Source organism: Streptomyces sp. NPDC086766 (assembly GCF_044746005.1).
In the GTDB taxonomy this organism is placed as follows: domain Bacteria; phylum Actinomycetota; class Actinomycetes; order Streptomycetales; family Streptomycetaceae; genus Streptomyces.
Genome location: NZ_JBIVBI010000001.1, coordinates 290,741 through 309,525, shown reverse-complemented (window position 1 = coordinate 309,525; position 18,785 = coordinate 290,741). Strand labels below are relative to the sequence as shown.

Sequence of the window (18,785 nt, the reverse complement as noted above, 5' to 3'; positions counted from 1 at the left end):
GGGGGGAGTAGGGGAATGTCCTGGAAGCGCGGGGTCACCGGCCGGTCGGCACCGGCACGGTCGTCGCTCCGGCGGGCACGTGAGCAAAGGTGCCTTGCCGAGCAGCGTCACAAGCGACGCGGAGCCGAGTGGCGTGCCGCCCGGAAGACCTGGCGAGCGGTTGAGGACCCGAGTCCGCCGGTCAGCGGCTTCGGTCTGCTGCCCTGGCTACTGATGGGGATGGGCGCCTTCTCGAACATCTTCCAGGGCCGGCCCCCGAACCCGTGGATCGGCGGTTTGGGCCTGCTGGCCTTCAACTCGCTTTATATCTATGTCGTGTTCAGAGCCTTCGACAAGTGCAGACGCGAGGCCCGCGCCACGCGGGTGGCGTTGGCCCTGCTGGGAGCGGTCACCTGCGCGCTGGCCATCGGCTACGGCGGCAGCTGGCTGCAGTTCTTCCCGCTGCTGGGCCTGGCCACGGGCGCGATCGTGCGGGGGCCCTGGCTCGGGAGGTGCTGCCTGGGCCTGGCCGCGCTGGCCGGCACCGTCGCCGCCCTGCGCGGCCACGGCACGGACTGGATCAACGTCGCCTACGGCACCTTCCTGTCGACGCTGGTGACGGCCGCGATCCTGTCCCTGTCCGAGGCCGTACGGGAACTGCGCTCCGCCCGCGAGGAGTTGGCCCGGCGCGCGGTGGAGCAGGAGCGGCTGCGCTTCTCCCGCGACCTGCACGACCTGCTCGGGCACACCCTCTCGGTGATCGTGGTGAAGTCTGAGGCGGCCCGGCGGCTCGCGCCGCGCGACATGGGGGCGGCGCTGACGCAGATCACGGACATCGAGTCCGTCGGGCGGCAGGCGCTCACCGAGATCCGCGAGGCGGTCACCGGCTACCGCGAGGGCAGCCTCAGCACCGAACTGGACCGGGCCCGTTCGGCGCTGACCGCGGCCGGCATCGAGCCCGTCGTGCGCCGGTCGGGGCCGCCGCTGACGCCGCAGACCGAGGCCCTGCTGGGCTGGGTGGTGCGGGAGGCGGTCACCAACGCCGTACGTCACAGCGGTGCGGCCCGCTGCCAGATCACCGTCGACGGCACGCCCGAACGCGTCCGGCTCGAAGTCGCCGACGACGGCGGGGGCGCCGGCGTCCCCGTCCCCACCCTCGTCTCCGACCCGGCTCCGCCGGGCATCGGCGGCACCGGTCTCAAGGGCCTGACCGAGCGCCTCGCGGCGGCGGGCGGCTCCCTGCGTGCCGGGCCGTCGCCGCGCGGGGGCTTCACGGTCACCGCCGAACTCCCGGTGGACACGTCGGACTTCACGGGACCGGACGAACAAGTCGCCGGTGCCAACGGGCCGGAGGAAGAACATCTGGCCCGGTCCAGGGGGCCGGCGGAGCGACTCGCCCGGCCTGCGGTCCACGGCGCCCGGCGCGAGGTGACCCCCGGCACCGGCGGTCACTCGGCACGACCGGACGACGGCATCGGCTCGGGTCCCCTCCCTACCCTTGGCCCGTGAACGAGACGCCCCGGGACCACCGGCCCGCCCAGCCCGTCCGCATCCTGCTCGCCGAGGACCAGGGGATGATGCGGGGCGCCCTCGCCCTCCTGCTCGGCATGGAGGAGGACATGGAGGTCGTCGCCCAGGTCGCGGCGGGCGACGCCATCGTGGACGCCGCGCTGGTCCACCGGCCCGACGTGGCCCTGCTGGACATCGAACTGCCGGGCAGGAGCGGCCTGGACGCGGCCGCCGACCTGCGTGAGCAGGTGCCCGACTGCCGGGTGGTGATCCTGACCACCTTCGGCCGGCCCGGCTACCTGCGCCGCGCCATGGAGGCGGGCGCGGCGGGCTTCCTGGTCAAGGACGGCCCGGTGGAGGAACTGGCCGCCACCGTCCGCCGGGTGCTCACCGGCGAGACGGTGGTCGACCCGGCGCTCGCCGCGGCCGCCCTCAGTGCCGGGCCCAACCCGCTCACCGCCCGCGAGTGCGACGTGCTGAAGGCGTCGGCGGACGGCGCGACGGTCGCCGACATCGCCGCCCGGCTCCACCTGTCGGAGTCCACCGTCCGCAACTACCTCTCCGCCGCCATCGGCAAGACCGGCACCCGCAACCGCCTGGAGGCGATGCGGGAGGCACGGCAGCAGGGGTGGCTGTAGGGAGCCGTGCGGGGGCGCCGACGGGACCGCGCCGCCACTGTGCGGCCCCCGGCACTGATCGCGGCCGACCCGCCCCCGCGCACGACGGTGCGGTGGGGAGGGCCGGAGTGGACCCCGGGGTGGCGCGTCCTGGGCTCAGTCCAGGCCGACGACCCGGATGGCCGGCGTCTTCTTGAGCAGCGCGCGGACCTTGGCGAGCTTCCGCGCGTCCTGCGGCATCGGTGTTGCGGACCTGGCCAGGCGCCCGACTGCCGGGTTGGAACAGCCCGTGACGCGGCCCGGCGGGTAGCAGTTGTCCGGCGTGTTCTGGGTGACCGTGGTACCCGAGAGGAGGTTCACCGCCCCACCGGCGAGGTAGATGCCACCGCCCTGGTAAAACGCGGTGTTCTCGGTCACCCGGCTGCTCGAGAGGTTCGCGGTGCCGCGCACGTTGAACAGGCCACCGCCGTAGTAGGCCGTGTTGGCGGTGATCCTGGTGCCGTTGGTGACCAGGTTCGTCCAGTTGACGATGCCGCCGCCGTAGCGGCCCTCGTTGTCCCGGACCGTGGTGGCGTTCAGGGTCAGGGTGCTCGAGCAGTTGTTGTTGAGCGCGCCTCCGTCGGACGCGCTGTTGTGGGAGAGCGCGACGTTGCTCAGCGTCGCGCTGCCACCGCAGTTCAGGAGACCGCCGCCGAGGTACGCGCTGTTGCCCGTCAGGGCGCCGCGCTGCATGGAGAGGGTGCCGGCGTTGGCGATGCCGCCGCCGTACGCGGCGAGGTTCTGCGTGTCCCTGACGGTGACCTGCGTCGCGGACAGGGTGCCCTCGTTGAGGATGCCGCCCCCCGCCACCTCTTCGGTCTGACGACCCACGAGGGTGACGTTGTTGAGGGTCAGCCGCGCGCCCGGAGCCACGTGGAGGATGCGGAACTGCTCCGAGGAGGCGCGGCGGATGGTGACGCCCACGCCGTTGACGGTGTAGGTGCCGGTGACCGGGGGCAGGCCGTCCTCGCCGGCGTAGGCGTCGGTGAGGGTGTACGTGCAGTTGCGGGCGAGGGTCAGGTCCGCGCCGCTGCTGTTCGACGCGATGATCGCGTTCCGTAGAGCGGTCACGTCACAGGGGACCTGGACCCGGGCCTGAGCCTGGGCCGACGCCGTGGGCAGTGCCACCAGGCACAGCCCGAGGCCCAGCGCGGCGGACGCGCCCCGCAGGCGCATGGAGGACTTCATGGACAAGCTTCCTTGTCTGTCGAGGACGCGAGGACGGCCGCGAGCTCACAGCGCCGACTCAGGCACAGGGGGTGATCGTCCGGCCGCAAGGCCATAGGTATCCCGCGCGGATATGACCCGCACGGCGAACCGTCCGTACGGCCGACCGCCGCACGGCGTACCACCGAACAGCCGACGGGCCGTCAGGAGATTGCGGAACGGTCAAGAAATCGTTAGTACGCCAAAGTATCGGAATAGGCGCCCGGACGTACGGGGTTCACCCAGGGCTACCCGCGTGATCATCGACCCCTCTCCCCGGCCCGGAGGCCCCACTTCATGACGCTCACGACGACCGACCGGCCCGCGCCGAGCGCGAGCGGGGCACTCGTCCCCGTACTCGCCTTCGCGGGCATCGTTGTAGCGGTGATGCAGACCCTGCTCGTCCCGGTCATCAAGGACCTGCCGCAACTGCTGGACACCGCGCCCAGCAACGCGACCTGGGTGCTGACCTCGACCCTGCTCTCGGGCGCGGTGGCCACGCCGATCATGGGCCGCCTCGGCGACCTGTACGGCAAGCGGCGGATGCTGATCGCGAGCCTCGCGGTGATGGTGGTGGGCGCGCTGGTCAGCGCGTTGACCAGCACCCTGCTGCCCGTGATCGTCGGCCGTACGCTCCAGGGCTTCGCGATGGGCGCCATCCCGCTCGGCATCGGCCTGATGCGGGACATGCTGCCGCGCGAGCGGCTCGGCTCGGCGATGGCGCTGATGAGCTCCTCGATCGGCGTCGGCGGCGGCCTCGCGCTGCCCGCCGCGGCCCTGGTCGCCCAGCACGCGAACTGGCACGCCCTGTTCTACGGCGCCGCCGGCCTCGGTGTGCTCTCCATCGTCCTCACCCTCCTCGTCGTCCCCGAGTCCCCGATGCGCGCGCGGGGCTCCTTCGACCTGCTCGGCGCGCTCGGCCTGTCCGCCGGGCTCGTCCTGCTCCTGCTGCCCGTCACCAAGGGCAGCGACTGGGGCTGGTCCTCCGGCAGGACGCTCGGCATGTTCGCCGCGGCCCTCGTCGTACTGGTGCTGTGGGGCGTGCTGGAGCTGCGCGTCAAGGCTCCGCTGGTCGACCTGCGCACCACCGCCCGCCGCGAGGTGCTGCTGACCAACCTCGCCTCGATCATGGTCGGCGTCAGCTTCTACGTCGTCTCGCTCGTCCTGCCCCAGCTGCTCCAGCTGCCCGAGGCCACCGGCTACGGCCTGGGCCGGTCGATGGTGGTGGCGGGTCTGTGCGTGGCCCCGCTGGGCCTGACGATGATGTTCACGGCGCCGGTCTACGCCCGTCTGTCCACCCGCTACGGCCCCAAGGTGACCCTGATCCTCGGTCTGCTGGTCATCGCGGCCGGCTACGGCGGCGGCCTCGGCCTGATGGACGCCGCCTGGCAGACGGTGGTCACCTCGGTGGTCCTCGGCGCGGGCATCGGCCTCGCGTACTCGTCCCTGCCCGCCCTCATCGTCGGCGCGGTCCCGGCCTCCGAGACCGGCGCGGCCAACGGCCTCAACACCCTGATGCGGTCCATCGGCACCTCGGTGTCGAGCGCCGTGATCGGCATGGTGCTGGCGAACACCGCGCGCCCCGTCGGCGGCGTGGCGGTCCCGACGATGCACGGCTTCCGCGTCTCCTTCCTGATCGCGACGGCCGCCGTGGCCCTCGGTCTGGTCCTGGCCCTGTGCCTGCCGAGCCCGAACCGGTCGGCGCGGCCGCAGCTGCGGGCGAGCAGCGAGGAGGACGCCAACCTGGAGCGCGCGCAGGAGGTGCTGCGCGGCTTCCGCGGGCGGGTCCTGGGCGCCGACGGGGCGCCGGTGCCGCGCGCCAAGGTCACGCTGATCGACCGGCGCGGCCGGCAGGCGGGGGCCACGCTCTCCGCGGCGGACGGCAGCTACGCCCTCGCCGTCCCGGCCGAGGGCCCCTATGTGCTGGCCGCCCGCGCCACCGGGCACGGCCCGCACGCCTCCGCGGCGACCCACACCGGCGACGACCGCCCGGTCGACCTGGACCTGTCCCTGCCGGGCGAGACGGTCACCGCGTGAGCGCCCGCGCCTGAGACCGACGCCACCCGCACCCTCCGTCGCCCCGCCGGCGGGGGGTGCGGCAGCATGGGGGCCCTCACGCACGTACGACCGGAAGGACCCCCATGCCCGCGGCACCCAAGCCGGACACCCTGGCCGCGTTCGAGGCCGCCAAGGGGTTCATGCCCACCGACGAGGGGCTCGCGCTGTACGCGGCCGCCGTGGAGGCCGGACGGCTCGGGCTGCCGCTGCTGGAGGTCGGCACCTACTGCGGACGTTCCACGATCCTGCTCGCCGACGCGGCCCGGCAGTCCGGGGTCACCGCGCTCACCGTGGACCACCACCGCGGCAGCGAGGAGCAGCAGCCCGGCTGGGAGTACCACGACCCGGAGACGGTCGACCCGGAGATCGGCCTGATGGACACGCTGCCCACGTTCCGGCGCACCCTGCACCGGGCGGGCCTGGAGGAGCACGTGGTGGCGCTGGTCGGCCGCTCGCCGCAGGTCGCCGCGTTCTGGAACACCCCGCTCGGCCTGGTGTTCGTCGACGGCGGCCACACCGACGAGCACGCCGCCGCCGACTACGAGGGCTGGGCGCCCCATGTCGCCGAGGGCGGCCTCCTCGTCATCCACGACGTGTTCCCGGACCCGGCGGACGAGTTCACCGGACAGGCTCCGTACCGCGTCTACCTCCGGGCCCTGGAGTCGGGCGAGTTCACCGAGCTCCCGGCGACCGGCTCGCTGCGCGTCCTGCGGCGGACGCAGGCGCCGGTCCGCACCTCCTGAGCCTTCCCCCGGCCGCGCCCCGCCCCTACGCTCACTCATCCGGATCACCGGGGAGCGATCCGCTACGGGGGTGGGGGGTGTGGACTTCCTGATCGGCATACTCCTGATCGTCTTCGGGGCGCCGCTGGTCGGCATCGCGGGCCGGGTGCTCGAGAACTCGGGGCGCGAGGGACTGGGCAAGGCCCTCGGCGTGAGGGGCTACCTGGCCGTGCTCGGCGTCGCGGCGTGGCTGATCATCGGCGGCTTCTGAGCCGTCGCGGCGCCCGCGGGGCCACGGCCGGGCACGCGGCTCCGCCCGGGGCGGACGCGGGGCCCCGGCTTCGTACGAGCCCCGGGTGACCGGCCCGGGCCGTACGCGGACCCCGGTCCCGCACCGGACCCCGGATCACCAGCTCGGGCCTTACGCGGACCACGGTCGACCGGCGCGGGCAGGCCCCGGTCCCGCACCGGCCCCCCGGGTGACCGGCTCGGGCCGTGCTCGCCGTGGCCGGCCGCTAGGGTGGCTGACGTGTCGTACCTAGGCCCGGACTTCGATCCCCCGCAGCCCCGCCGCTCCCGCCGCGCGCCCCTGATCGTCGCGCTCGCCGCGCTGGTGCCCGGCGGGCTGCTCGGCTGGGTCGTGTACGAGGCGGTGGGCAAGGACGGTTCCGGGGACGGCGCGGACCGGGCCGGCGCGCGTCCGGCCACCAGCGCTCCCCCGTCCGCCCCGGCCTCCTCCCCCGGCGCCGACTCCAAGCAGCCGGGCGCCTCCCCGGCGCCGTCGCGGAGCGCGGGGCCCTCCGCCTCCGCGCCCGCCGCCTCCGGCTCCCTCAAGGGCAAGGTCGTCGTCATCGACCCGGGGCACAACCCCGGCAACTTCCGGCACGCCGCCGAGATCAACCGTCAGGTGGACATCGGCACCAACCGCAAGGAGTGCGACACCACGGGCACGTCCACCAACTCCGGCTACACCGAGGCCCGGTTCAGCCTGGATCTCGCGCACCGGCTGCGCACGCTGCTCCAGCGGCAGGGCGCCACGGTGAAGCTGACGCACGACGGGGACTCCCCGGCCTTCGGCCCGTGCGTGGACGAGCGGGCCCGGATCGGCAACGCCGCGCACGCGGACGCGGCGATCTCCCTGCACGCCGACGGCGCCGCAGCGGGCGACCGCGGGTTCCACGTCATCCTCCCCGCGTCCGTGCACGCCGGCCGTGCCGACACCCGCCCGATCGCCGCCGCCTCGCGCGACCTCGGCGAGCGGGTCGCGGGCAACTTCGTGCGCGTCACGGGGAACGCGCCGTCCAACTACATCGGCGGCGGCACCGGACTCGTCACACGGAAGGACCTGGGCGGTCTCAATCTGTCAACGGTTCCGAAGGTGTTCATCGAGTGCGGCAACATGCGCGATAGCAAGGACGCGGCGCAGCTGACCAGCGGCGCCTGGCGGCAGAAAGCGGCGCAGGGGATCTCTGAGGGAATCGTGAGTTTCCTGCGCGGGTCGTGATCGGCGCGCTGATCCCGGCGGACACCCTCACGGGACGGACGATAGTGTCGTCCCTACCATGAGGGGCCACCCCCGCGCTTCGCACCGGGGCCTGTCGGCGACCCGGTGACGGCGACGCCTCTACCGACGACGAGACGACCTGTGAAGGACCTGAAGTGAATATCCGCTCCCTCACTCGAGGCGACGGCGTGGTGATCGGAGCAGCGGTGTTGCTGTTCATCGCGTCGTTCCTCGACTTGTACGACACGAGCTTCGTCAGCAGCGGCAACGCCTGGGACGGACTCGGTCTGGGCCTGGGCACCTACATGGGCGGAGTCGTCGGCGCCGCGCTGATCGTCGTCAACCGCTGCCTGCCGCAGCCCCGCAAGGTGGCGGGCCTGGACCTGGGCACGGTCGGGGCGGCCTTCACGGTCCTCGTGGCGTGGACCCTGTTCTGGCAGCTCGTGGACACCCCCGGCTCGATCAGCGCCGGCGCGGGCCTCATCCTCGGCTTCGTCGCCGCCCTGGTCCTGGCCGGTGCCGCCGTCGCCACCCCGCTGGTCCCCGCTCTCCAGGCCGCGCTCGTCCCGGCTCCCAAGCCCGCCGCGCCGCAGCCCTACGGGGCGCAGCCGCAGGGCGGTTACGGCTACCCGGGCGCCCAGCAGCAGCCCTTCGGCGGCCAGCCGCAGCAGACCCAGCCGTTCGGCGGGCAGCCGCAGCAGCAGGCCCCGCAGTCGGCCGCGCCCTTCTCGCCGTTCTGGTTCGCGGTGCCGGCCCCGCGTCCGCTGTTCGCGGAGGACGGCTCGTCGCAGATCGCCGAACTGGCGCCGGGCGTGTGGTACTTGGCGGTGGAGCAGCGCGGCCAGGGCCTGCTGTGCGAGATGCAGGACGGCCGCCGCGGTGTCCTGCAGGACGCGTCCAACATCCAGCGCGGCTGAGTCCTTCCGCCGCCGGCGCACCGCCACGGCCCCTCGCCCCTTCCGGGCGGGGGGCCGTCGCCGTACCGGGGCCGGACCCCGGCGCCGAAGGTTTCAATCAGGCCACCGGGGCCAGAAGGAAGCCATGTCCCCTTATCACAGCGGTTCCAACTCCGCCGGAAGAGTCATCGCGATGATCGCGGACGTGTTGGCCTTCATCCTCGGCCTGTGGATCCTGATGTATCTGCTGGACGCCAACCGGGCCAACGAACTGGTCCAGTTCGTCCACAACGCGGCCGACGTACTGGCCGGCTGGTCGCGTGACCTGTTCACCTTCAACGAGGCGTGGGCCCGGGTCGTCGCCGGCTACGGCCTGGCCGCGGTGGTCTACCTGTTCGTGGGGCACGCCATCGCCGGCCGCATGCGCGGCTGAACCGTCAGCCGCAGCAGTCCGGGTCCAGCCCCCTCGGCAGCCGGTCGGCACTGAAGACGGTGCAGGTGGCCTCGTCGCCGCCGAGCGCGGCGACGGCGAGGAGGAGGGACCCGGCGGTCCACGTGGTGAGCTCGCGCGGCCAGATCGCGGCGTCCTCGAAGACGTAGCCCGTCCAGTACAGGCCGGTCTCCGGATCGCGCAGGTGCTGGATGGACTTGAGGACGTCGAGGGAACGGTCGGACTCTCCCACCGCCCAGAGCGTCAGGGCCAGTTCGGCGGACTCGCCGCCGGTCACCCACGGGTTGGGCACCACGCAGCGCACCCCGAGTCCGGGCACCACGAAGCGGTCCCAGCCGGACTCGATGCGCTCCTTGGCCTCCACGCCGGTGAGCGCGCCGCCCAGCACCGGGTAGTACCAGTCCATCGAGTAGCGGTCCTTGTCCAGGAACCGTTCGGGGTGGCGGCGGATCGCGTGCCGGAGCGCGCCGACCGCCAACTCCCAGTCCGGCTGCGGCTCTTCCCGCTGCTCGGCGATGGCGAGCGCGCAGCACAGGGCGTGGTGGATCGAGGAGCTGCCGGTCAGCAGCGCGTCCGCCGTGGCCGTGCCGTCGGCCTCCCGCTTCCAGCCGATCTGGCCGCCCGGCTGCTGCATCCGCAGCACGAACTCGACCGCCGCGTACACCACCGGCCACATCCGGTCCAGGAACGCGTCGTCGCCGGTGGACAGGTAGTGGTGCCACACCCCGACGGCCGGGTAGGCGACGAAGTTCGTCTCCCGGCCCCGGTCGGTGACGTCGTCGTGGGCTCCGTCGGCGTACGCCGCGTACCAGGAGCCGTCCGCCTGCTGGTGCCGCGCCAGCCAGTCGTAGGCGCGCTCGGCCGCCTCGTGCTCGCCCGCCGCGTCCAGCGCCATCGCCGCCTCGACGTGGTCCCACGGGTCGAGGTGGTGCCCGCGGAACCACGGGATCGCCCCGTCCTCCCGCTGCACGGCGAGGATGCCGCCGACCGTGGCGGCGGCCTCCTCCGCGGTGAGGACTCCGGGCAGGACGAGGTGTTCCGTGCGGGGAGTGGTCACTTGGCGGCCGCCCGGGGGAGGTGGGGCTTGGTCGCGTACGCCACGAAGCTCTTGCCGATCAGCGGGTTCAGCGCCTGCTCGGCGACCCGCGTGGCCAGGGGCTTCTTCATGATGTCCCAGACCAGCAGCTTGTGGTACGCCCGCACCGGCAGGGCCTTGTCGTTGTCGACGCCGAAGGCGCACTTCAGCCACCAGTACGGCGAGTGCAGCGCGTGGGCGTGGTGCGAGCCGTACGGCCGGAGGCCCGCTCCCCGCATCTTGGCGAGCAGTTCGTCGGCCTTGTAGATGCGGATGTGGCCGCCCTCGACCTCGTGGTACGCGTCGGAGAGGGCCCAGCAGACCTTCTCCGGGCCGTAGCGCGGGACGGTGACCGCGATCCGGCCGCCCGGCCTCAGCACCCGCACCATCTCGGCGAGTACGCCCTTGTCGTCCGGGATGTGCTCCATCACCTCGGAGATGATGACGACGTCGAAGGACTCGTCCGGGAAGGGCAGCGCGAGGGCGTCGCCCTCCATCGCCGTCGCGGTCGCGCCCACCGGGGCCTCGCCCGCCTCCTTCATCGCGGCGAACCACTTGGCGACCTCGCGGATCTCCTCGCCGTTCCGGTCGAGGGCCACGACCTGGGCGCCGCGCCGGTAGCACTCGAACGCGTGCCGTCCGGCACCGCAGCCGAGGTCCAGGACACGGTCGCCGGGGGCGAGCGGGAACCGGGAGAAGTCGACGGTCAGCACGTGCTCCTGCTTTCGCGGTTGGAATCGACGTCGGTCATCTGGGGTGCGGCGCCTCTCACTTGGCCGCCTCCACCGCGGCCTGCGCCTCGGATCCGGCCGCCACGGCCGTGGCTCCCGGGCGGGCGGCCAGGGCAGCCGGTTCGCCGCCCGTCGCCACGGCAGCCGGTCGGGCCTCCGCCGCGCCGGCCGCCGCCGGGCCGCTCGCGGTCGCGGCCGCGCCGACCGCGACGGCCGTGGACCGCGACCGGGCGGGGGCGTCGGCCGTGGCGCGCCCGGCCCTGGCCGCGGCGATGGCCTCCCGGTACCGGGCCACGGTCCCTTCGGCCGCCCGCGCCCAGGTGAAGTGGCGCAGCACCCGCTCGCGCCCGGCCCGGCCCAGCCGGTCCCGCAGCTCCGTGTCCTCCAGCAGCCGGCTCAGCGCGGCGGCGAGCGCGCCCGCGTCCGCGGGCGGCACCGCCAGGCACGTCTCGCCGTCGCGGCCCGCGACCTCGGGGATGGCGCCGCCGGTCGTGGCGACCAGCGGGGTGCCGGTGGCCATCGCCTCCGCCGCCGGCAGGGAGAACCCCTCGTACAGCGACGGCACGCACGCGACCTCGGCCGAGCGGACCAGGTCGACCAGTTCGGCGTCCGAGATGCCCTTGACGAACTCGACGGCGCCCTCCAGGCCGTACCGCTCGACCGCCTGCGCGACGGGTCCCTCGGTGGGCCGCTTGCCGACGACGACGAGGTGCGCCCCGGGGTGTTCGGTACGGACCTTGGCGAGCGCCTCGACGAGGAAGACCAGGCCCTTCAGCGGCACGTCCGCACTGGACGTCGTCACGATCCGGCCCGGCACCCGCGGCACCGAGGGGTCGGGGGAGAACAGGTCGGTGTCGGCGCCGATGTGGACGACGTGGACGCGGTCCTCGCGCACCCCGAGGTGGTCGACGATCTCCTGGCGGGAGGTGCCGGAGACGGTGAGCACCGAGGGCAGGCGGCGGGCGACGCGCTTCTGCATCCGGGTGAAGGCGTACCAGCGGCGCACGGGCCAGCGCCGCTGCCACCCCTCGGCGGCGTCCAGCTCCAGTTGCCGGTCGACGGTGATGGGGTGGTGGACGGTGGTCACCAAAGGCGCGCCGACGTCGCCCAACAGCCCGTATCCGAGCGTCTGGTTGTCGTGCACGACGTCGAACTGGCCGCGCCGGGCGCGCAGATGGCGGCGGGCGCGGAGCGAGAAGGTCAGCGGCTCGGGGAAGCCGCCCGTCCACATCGTCGCGACCTCCAGCGCGTCGATCCAGTCGCGGTACTCCTCGCGCTTCGGGGTGCGGAAGGGGTCCGGCTGGCGGTAGAGGTCCAGGCTCGGCAGCTCGGTCAGGCGCAGGCCGTCGAGGCCCTCGTCGAGCACGGGGTAGGGCTGGGAACCGATCACCTCCACCCGGTGGCCGAGGCGGGCCAGCTCGCGCGAGAGGTGGCGCACATAGACGCCCTGCCCGCCGCAGAACGGGTTCCCCTTGTAGGTGAGGAGCGCGATGTCGAGCGGTCGCTCGCCGTCCGCGGCCGGGTCCTTCCGGGGACCCGCCTGACTGGCCTCAGCGGTCACTCTGGGCCCCCTTCTTCCTGCATTGTCCCGCGAGATTACGCCGGGACGCTAATCTAGAACAAGTTTCAGACTTGATCGTCCAGGAGGCTCCGAATCTACCGGCAGGTAGCCGCGCTGTGAGAAGTGGATCAGGTGATTCATGCCACGGCCGGCACCCCTGCCCCGCTGTCCGATCACCCGCCCTCACCGACTGTCACGGAACGGTGCCCATGCCTGCGGAAGCCACGGGGGAAGCCCGTACCGCGCGGACCTCCCCCGGTCCCCACTCCGTCCGAGCGGACGGTCCTCCGCCGCCTCCCCTCACCGAGCGGCAGGAGGCGCGGCGCCGCCGCATCCTGCACGCGAGCGCCCAGTTGGCGGGCCGGGGCGGCTTCGACGCGGTGCAGATGCGGGAGGTCGCGGAGTCCTCGCAGGTGGCGCTCGGCACGCTCTACCGCTACTTCCCCTCCAAGGTGCATCTGCTGGTCGCCACGATGCAGGACCAGTTGGAGCACCTGCACGCCACGCTGCGCAAGAAGCCCCCTGCGGGCGAGACGGCGGCCGAACGCGTGGCGGAGACCCTCATGCGGGCCTTCCGCGCGCTCCAGCGCGAGCCGCACCTGGCCGACGCGATGGTCCGCGCGCTGACCTTCGCCGACCGCAGCGTGAGCCCCGAGGTGGACCAGGTCTCCCGGCAGACCACGGCGATCATCCTGGACGCGATGGGCCTGGACAGCCCGACCCCCGAACAGCTCGCCGCGGTCCGGGTGATCGAGCACACCTGGCACTCGGCGCTGATCACCTGGCTGTCGGGCCGGGCCTCCATCGCCCAGGTGCGGACGGACATAGAGACGGCCTGCCGTCTGATCGACCTGACGGCACCGGCGGAGGACGCCTAGGCCCGTCCGCCGGGCCTGCCGACCGCCCCCTCGCCCCCCTCACCGCTGACGGTGCGTCCGCGCCCGGGCCGCCGTCTCCACCGTCGCGGGAGCGACATCGAGCCCAACTCCGCGGCTGGAGAAGCCTGTTCCCCGGCGGCCACCCGCTCCCGCGGACCACCCCGCGCATCGGTCCGCACGGGGACCTGACGGAGCCACCGTGACGGACCCCCCTCGGCGCGGTGCGGCGGCGGGGGCGCGGGCCGGGTCCCCGGCGCACAGGCCCCTCTCGGGGCCCCGCTACCTGCGGGTAGAGTGGCCGCGTCGTCATCACACCCGTACGGGGGGAAGCCGGTGCAATTCCGGCGCTGACCCGCAACCGTGAGCCGCCCGTGGGGCGGTGAGCCGGACTGCCCCGGGCGGACGTGACCGGCTCACGTGCGTCGGCGGTCCGCCGGCCCACGGCACCGTCGAGGTTACGGAGCCGAGCCGCCCGGGGTGTCCCGTGCTGTCCGGCTCTCTTCAGGGAGAGGCAGCAGCCGATCATGAACGTTCGCCGCACCGCCGCGGCTCTGGCCGCCATAGCCGTGCTCGGCACCGCGGCACCCGCCGTCGCCGCACCGTCCCCGTCGCCCGAGCCGGCGATCCCGTCGGGGCTCTACGGCAGCACCGACCCCACCTACGACGGCGTCTGGCGCCAGTCGCTCGCGCTGCTCGCCCAGCACACCGTGGGCGTGCGGCCCGCCGCGAAGGCGGTGGACTGGCTGACCGGGCAGCAGTGCGCGAACGGCGCGTTCGCCGCGTTCCGCGCCACGCCCGGGAAGGCCTGCGACGCCAAGGTGATGGTGGACACCAACAGCACGGCCGCCGCCGTCCAGGCGCTCGCCGCGCTCGGAGGCCATGACGACGTGACCGGCAAGGCGGTGGCCTGGCTGAAGTCCGCGCAGAACAAGGACGGCGGCTGGGGATACGCCCCCGGCGGCCCCAGCGACACCAACTCCACCTCCGTCGTGGTCGGCGCGCTCGCCGCGGCCGGCCAGAAGCCCACCGCCGTCGAGAAGGGCGGCCGGTCCGCCTACGACGCCCTGCTGAAGCTCGCCCTGCCGTGCGACGGCGACGGGGCCGGCGCCTTCGCCTACCAGCCCGACAAGAAGGGCAAGCTCGCCGCCAACGCGGACGCGACCGCCGCCGGCGTGGTCGGCGCCCTCGGCCAGGGCTTCGCGGCGAAGGCCGCGGCCACGGCCGGCACGGCCGCCCACTGCACGGGCTCCGGCAAGGCGACGCCGGAGCGCGCCGCCGCCAACGGCGCGTCCTACCTCGCGGGGGCCGTCGCCAAGGACGGCTACCTGACCTCCGTGCTCCCCGGCTCCACCGACCAGCCCGACTACGGCAACACCGCCGACGCGGTCGTCGCGCTCGCCGCGCAGGGCGGGGCCGGGCAGGCGCAGAAGCCGCTGCGGTGGCTGGAGGGGCACTTCGAGGCGTGGGCCAAGCAGAGCGGCCCCGCCGCCTACGCCCAGCTGATCTTCGCGGCCAACGCGACGGGCACCGACCCGCGCGCCTTCGGCGGCGTGAACCTGGTCGACCGGCTCAACGCCGCCGGCCCGGCCCCGCAGTCGGCCGGGCACAAGTCCCCGCACGCCGACCGCAAGAGCGACTCGGGGTACGGCGTGTGGTGGCTCGTCGGCGTCTGCCTGGTCGCCGGCATCGGCGTCGGCTTCCTGCTCAGCGGCCGCCGGAAGAAGCAGCAGCCGTGACCCGCCGGGTCCGCGTGCGGGCCGTCCTGCTCCTGGCCGCGTTCCTGCTCCCGGCGGGCGCCGGCCAGGCGCAGGCCGTCGGCTACCGCTACTGGTCCTTCTGGGAGCGGGACGGCGGCCACTGGTCGTACGCCACGCAGGGGCCGTCCACGGCGCGCCCCGCCGACGGCGACGTCCAGGGCTTCCGCTTCGCGGTGAGCGAGGACTCGCGGAACGCGAAGCAGCCGCGCGGCACGGCCGACTTCGCCACGATCTGCGCGCGGACCCCGGCCCGGCACGGCAGCAAGCGGGTGGCCCTGGTGCTCGACTTCGGCACCAGGGCGGACGCCCCGTCCGGCGAAACCCCGCCGAACCCGCGCACGGCCTGCGCGCGGGTGTCCCCGGACGCGACGACGGCCGAGGCCCTGGCCGCGGTGGCGGGGCCGCTGCGGTACGACACCAACGCCCTGCTGTGCGCGATCGCCGGGTATCCCCGGCAGGGTTGCGGCGAGCAGGTCACGACCGCGGGGAAGGACGCGGGCGCCACCCCGGACCCGACCTCGCCCTCGTCCTCGGCCTCCTCCGCGTCCGCGTCCTCGTCGGGGAAGCCGTCCGGTGACGGCCCGTCGGTGGGGCTGCTCGCCGGCGCGGCGGGCGTGGCGGCCCTGGCCGGGGCGGCGGTGTGGCAGGCGCGCCGGCGCAGGCATGGGTAGCGACGGCCCCGGGCGCGGCCCGTCGCGCGGCACGCCCTCCCGGCTCGCGGTCCACCCGGGGGCCTGGTGGCTGTGGTCGCTGGCCCTCGGCACCGCCGCCACCCGCACCACCAACCCCCTCCTGCTCACCCTCCTCCTGACGGTGTCCGGCTACGTCGTGGTGACCTGCCGCCCGGACACCCCCTCCGCCCGCTCCTACCCGGCCTTCGTCAAGCTGGCCCTGGCGGTCCTACTGGTCCGCCTCGCCTTCGCCACCCTGCTCGGCTCCCCGATCCCGGGCACGCACGTGATCGTCACGCTGCCCGAAGTCCCGCTGCCGCACTGGGCGCAGGGCATCCGCCTCGGCGGCCGGGTCACCGCCGAGGCCCTGGTCTTCGCGCTCTACGACGGCCTGAAGCTGGCGGCCCTGCTGGTGTGCGTCGGCGCGGCGAACGCCCTCGCCGCCCCCGCCCGCCTGCTGAAGTCCCTGCCGGGCGCGCTGTACGAGACCGGCGTCGCCGTCGTCGTCGCGCTGACCTTCGCCCCGCATCTCGTCGCCGACGTCCGCCGGTTGCGCGCCGCGCGCCGGCTGCGGGGCCGTCCGGACCGCGGCGTCCGGGGCCTGCTGCACGTGGGGCTGCCGGTGCTGGAGGGCGCGCTGGAGCGCTCGGTCGCCCTCGCCGCCGCGATGGACGCCCGCGGTTACGGCCGTACCGCCGAGGTGGCGCCCGCCGTCCGGCGCACCACGGCCGCCCTCACCCTCGGCGGGCTGCTCGGCGTCTGCGCCGGAACGTACGGGCTGCTCACCGCCGAGGGCGGCACCTACGGCCTCCCCGTCCTGTTCGCCGGGGTCGCCGCAGCGCTGGCGGGTCTGTGGCTCGGCGGCCGCCGTTCGCCGCGCACCCGCTACCGCCCCGACACCTGGAACGCGCGCTCCTGCCTGGTCGCCGCATCCGGCGCGGCGGTCGCCGCGCTGCTGTTCCTGGCCGCGGCGCGGGATCCCGGCGCGCTGCACCCGGGCGTGGTCCCGCTCGCCGCCCCGGCCCTCCCGCTGTGGCCCGCGACGGCCGTACTCCTGGGCCTGCTCCCGGCGTTCCTGGCCCCCGCGGCCCCCGCACCGGGGCGGGGAGCCGCACCCCGCCGCGCCGCCACCGGCCGTCCCCCCGCCCCGTCCACCCCCGCCGCCGAGGAGCCCTCATGATCCGCTTCGAGGACGTCTCCGTGACGTACGACGGCGCCGCCGAACCGACCGTCCGCGGCGTCGACTTCGAGGTGCCGGAAGGCGAACTCGTGCTGCTCGTCGGGCCGTCCGGGGTGGGCAAGTCCACCGTCCTCGGCGCGGTGAGCGGCCTCGTCCCGCACTTCACGGGCGGCACCCTGCGCGGCCGCGTCACGGTGGCCGGGCGCGACACCCGCACCCACAAGCCGCGCGAACTCGCCGATGTCGTCGGCACCGTCGGACAGGACCCGCTGTCCCACTTCGTGACGGACACGGTGGAGGACGAACTCGCCTACGGCATGGAGTCGTTGGGGCTCGCCCCGAACGTCATGCGGCGCCGGGTGGAGGAGACGCTGGACCTGCTGGGCCTGGCGGGCCTGCGCGACCGGCCCCTCGCCACCCTCTCCGGCGGGCAGCAGCAGCGGGTCGCGATCGGCTCGGTGCTCACCCCGCACCCGAGGGTGCTGGTCCTCGACGAGCCGACCTCGGCGCTCGACCCGGCGGCGGCGGAGGAGGTCCTCGCCGTCCTCCAGCGCCTGGTGCACGACCTCGGCACCACCGTCCTCATGGCCGAACACCGCCTGGAACGCGTCGTCCAGTACGCCGACCAGGTCGTCCTGCTGCCCTCCCCGGGCGCCGCGCCCGTCCTCGGCGCCCCGGCGGACGTCATGGCCGTCTCCCCCGTCTTCCCCCCGGTCGTGGACCTCGGCCGGCTGGCCGGCTGGACCCCCCTCCCCCTGACGGTCCGCGACGCTCGCCGCCGCGCCGCCTCCCTGCGCGACCGCCTGGCACACCACGTCCCGCGCCCCGCGCCCTCCTCTCCCGGCGTCCCCTCCCCCGGGATCCCGTCCCGGCCCGCCGTCCCCCACTCCCCCGGCGTCCTCCAGCGTCTGTTCCGGCGGGCCGCGCCCACCGTCACGCCGGAGCACCCGACCGCCGAGGGTGGTGTCTCCGCCTCCGAGGCGGGCGCCGCCGCCGTCGCCGACGTGCGCTCGCTCGCCGTCCGGCGGGGGCGCGTGGACGCGCTCCGGCAGGTGGACCTGGCCGTCGCGCCGGGCGAGACCATCGCGCTCATGGGCCGCAACGGCGCCGGCAAGTCCACGCTCCTCGGGGCGCTGGTCGGCCTGGTCGAGCCGTCCGCCGGGCGGGTCCAGGTCGGCGGGGCGCCCCCGCACCGCACCCCGCCCCGCGAGCTGGTCCGCCGCGTCGGCCTGGTCCCGCAGGAGCCGCGCGACCTGCTCTACGCCGACACGGTCGCCGCCGAGTGCGCCGCCGCCGACCGGGACGCCGGGGCCCCGCCGGGCACCTGCCGGACCCTGGTCTCGGAGCTGCTGCCCGGCATCACGGACGGCATCCACCCCCGTGACCTCTCCGAGGGCCAGCGGCTCACGCTCGCCCTGGCCGTCGTCCTCACCGCCCGCCCGCCCCTGCTGCTGCTCGACGAGCCGACCCGCGGTCTCGACTACGCGGCGAAGGCCCGCCTGGTCGCCGTCCTGCGCGCCCTGGCCGCCGAGGGCCACGCCATCGTGCTCGCCACGCACGACGTGGAACTCGCCGCCGAGCTGGCCCACCGGGTGGTCCTGCTCGCCGACGGAGAGGTGATCGCGGACGGCCCGACGGCGGACGTGGTGGTCTCCTCCCCGTCCTTCGCGCCGCAGGTGACGAAGATCCTGGCGCCGCAGCCGTGGCTGACCACGGCCCAGGTGCGCGAGGCCCTCGCATGACCGCCGAGGAGCGCGGAGCCCGTCGCACGACCGCCGGACAGCGCCGAGGCCGTGACGAGACCGACCCGCGGCACGAAGCCCGTACCCCGGCCGAGCCGCGCCGCGAGAGCCCGGGCACGACGGACCCGCGGCACGAAGGCCGTACCCCGACCGAGCCGCGCCGCGAGAGCCCCGGCACGACGGACTCACGGCACGAAGTCCCTGGCACG

Annotated in this window: 17 protein-coding genes and 1 riboswitch; of the genes, 13 read left to right on the top strand and 4 right to left on the bottom strand. The window is 74.6% G+C overall.

Annotated features, from left to right (window positions below; translation table 11 throughout):
- The first annotated feature begins 15 nt into the window (after positions 1 to 15).
- Together ACIPM1_RS01390 and ACIPM1_RS01385 are read left to right on the top strand one after the other, a co-directional pair.
- The gene (locus tag ACIPM1_RS01390) at positions 16 to 1,488 is read left to right on the top strand and encodes a sensor histidine kinase (RefSeq protein ID WP_402427328.1); all 1,473 of its coding nucleotides are present in this window, start codon (positions 16 to 18) and stop codon (positions 1,486 to 1,488) included.
- Positions 1,485 to 2,126 (top strand): response regulator, encoded by a 642-nt coding sequence (locus tag ACIPM1_RS01385; protein WP_402427325.1) that lies wholly within the window; start codon positions 1,485 to 1,487, stop codon positions 2,124 to 2,126. Before ACIPM1_RS01390 ends, ACIPM1_RS01385 begins: the two co-directional genes overlap by 4 nt.
- A gap of 135 nt (positions 2,127 to 2,261) precedes the next feature.
- On the opposite strand, the gene ACIPM1_RS01380 is transcribed toward ACIPM1_RS01385, so the two are convergent.
- Positions 2,262 to 3,332 carry a hypothetical protein gene (locus tag ACIPM1_RS01380; protein WP_402427323.1) on the bottom strand — a complete coding sequence of 357 codons (1,071 nt, stop codon included), beginning with the start codon at positions 3,330 to 3,332 and terminating at the stop codon, positions 2,262 to 2,264.
- 315 nt (positions 3,333 to 3,647) lie between these two features.
- Between ACIPM1_RS01380 and ACIPM1_RS01375 the strand changes: the two genes are divergently transcribed.
- The 6 genes from ACIPM1_RS01375 (at position 3,648) to ACIPM1_RS01350 (ending at position 8,963) form a co-directional block, all read left to right on the top strand.
- Positions 3,648 to 5,387 (top strand): MFS transporter, encoded by a 1,740-nt coding sequence (locus ACIPM1_RS01375; RefSeq protein ID WP_402427320.1) that lies wholly within the window; start codon positions 3,648 to 3,650, stop codon positions 5,385 to 5,387.
- 104 nt (positions 5,388 to 5,491) lie between these two features.
- Positions 5,492 to 6,151 (top strand): class I SAM-dependent methyltransferase, encoded by a 660-nt coding sequence (locus ACIPM1_RS01370; RefSeq protein ID WP_356185749.1) that lies wholly within the window; start codon positions 5,492 to 5,494, stop codon positions 6,149 to 6,151.
- A 79-nt stretch (positions 6,152 to 6,230) separates the two neighbouring features.
- On the top strand, positions 6,231 to 6,401 hold the full coding sequence (locus ACIPM1_RS01365) for a hypothetical protein (RefSeq protein WP_402427317.1): 171 nt from the start codon (positions 6,231 to 6,233) through the stop codon (positions 6,399 to 6,401).
- A gap of 258 nt (positions 6,402 to 6,659) precedes the next feature.
- The gene (locus ACIPM1_RS01360; RefSeq protein WP_356185747.1) at positions 6,660 to 7,634 is read left to right on the top strand and encodes an N-acetylmuramoyl-L-alanine amidase; all 975 of its coding nucleotides are present in this window, start codon (positions 6,660 to 6,662) and stop codon (positions 7,632 to 7,634) included.
- A 188-nt stretch (positions 7,635 to 7,822) separates the two neighbouring features.
- Entirely contained in the window at positions 7,823 to 8,551 is a 729-nt protein-coding gene (locus ACIPM1_RS01355; protein WP_402427313.1) for a hypothetical protein, read from the top strand.
- A 124-nt stretch (positions 8,552 to 8,675) separates the two neighbouring features.
- Positions 8,676 to 8,963, top strand: coding sequence for a hypothetical protein (locus ACIPM1_RS01350; RefSeq protein ID WP_356185741.1), 288 nt, complete (start codon positions 8,676 to 8,678; stop codon positions 8,961 to 8,963).
- A 4-nt stretch (positions 8,964 to 8,967) separates the two neighbouring features.
- On the opposite strand, the gene ACIPM1_RS01345 is transcribed toward ACIPM1_RS01350, so the two are convergent.
- Genes ACIPM1_RS01345 through ACIPM1_RS01335 form a run of 3 tightly spaced genes read right to left on the bottom strand, consistent with a single transcriptional unit; the run spans position 8,968 to position 12,348 of the window.
- Entirely contained in the window at positions 8,968 to 10,038 is a 1,071-nt protein-coding gene (locus tag ACIPM1_RS01345) for a prenyltransferase/squalene oxidase repeat-containing protein (protein ID WP_402427310.1), read from the bottom strand.
- Positions 10,035 to 10,769: a methyltransferase domain-containing protein gene (locus tag ACIPM1_RS01340; protein ID WP_402427307.1), complete on the bottom strand. Its 735-nt coding sequence runs from the start codon at positions 10,767 to 10,769 to the stop codon at positions 10,035 to 10,037. Before ACIPM1_RS01340 ends, ACIPM1_RS01345 begins: the two co-directional genes overlap by 4 nt.
- A 55-nt stretch (positions 10,770 to 10,824) precedes the next feature.
- Positions 10,825 to 12,348: a glycosyltransferase family 4 protein gene (locus ACIPM1_RS01335; RefSeq protein ID WP_402427304.1), complete on the bottom strand. Its 1,524-nt coding sequence runs from the start codon at positions 12,346 to 12,348 to the stop codon at positions 10,825 to 10,827.
- Positions 12,349 to 12,557: 209 nt separating this feature from the next.
- On the opposite strand from ACIPM1_RS01335, the gene ACIPM1_RS01330 reads away from it, so the two are divergent.
- From ACIPM1_RS01330 to ACIPM1_RS01310, 5 genes are all read left to right on the top strand, one after another.
- A complete protein-coding gene (locus ACIPM1_RS01330) occupies positions 12,558 to 13,226 on the top strand; it encodes a TetR family transcriptional regulator (protein ID WP_402427301.1) in 669 nt (222 codons plus the stop codon).
- A 323-nt stretch (positions 13,227 to 13,549) separates the two neighbouring features.
- Positions 13,550 to 13,621, top strand: a riboswitch (cobalamin riboswitch).
- Positions 13,622 to 13,750: 129 nt separating this feature from the next.
- On the top strand, positions 13,751 to 14,962 hold the full coding sequence (locus ACIPM1_RS01325; RefSeq protein ID WP_402427299.1) for a prenyltransferase/squalene oxidase repeat-containing protein: 1,212 nt from the start codon (positions 13,751 to 13,753) through the stop codon (positions 14,960 to 14,962).
- Entirely contained in the window at positions 14,959 to 15,654 is a 696-nt protein-coding gene (locus ACIPM1_RS01320) for an SCO2322 family protein (protein ID WP_402427296.1), read from the top strand. Before ACIPM1_RS01325 ends, ACIPM1_RS01320 begins: the two co-directional genes overlap by 4 nt.
- Positions 15,647 to 16,834: an energy-coupling factor transporter transmembrane protein EcfT gene (locus tag ACIPM1_RS01315; RefSeq protein WP_402427293.1), complete on the top strand. Its 1,188-nt coding sequence runs from the start codon at positions 15,647 to 15,649 to the stop codon at positions 16,832 to 16,834. Before ACIPM1_RS01320 ends, ACIPM1_RS01315 begins: the two co-directional genes overlap by 8 nt.
- Positions 16,831 to 18,576 carry an ABC transporter ATP-binding protein gene (locus ACIPM1_RS01310; protein ID WP_402427290.1) on the top strand — a complete coding sequence of 582 codons (1,746 nt, stop codon included), beginning with the start codon at positions 16,831 to 16,833 and terminating at the stop codon, positions 18,574 to 18,576. The genes ACIPM1_RS01315 and ACIPM1_RS01310 overlap by 4 nt, the downstream gene beginning before the upstream one ends.
- The last annotated feature ends 209 nt before the right edge of the window (positions 18,577 to 18,785 follow it).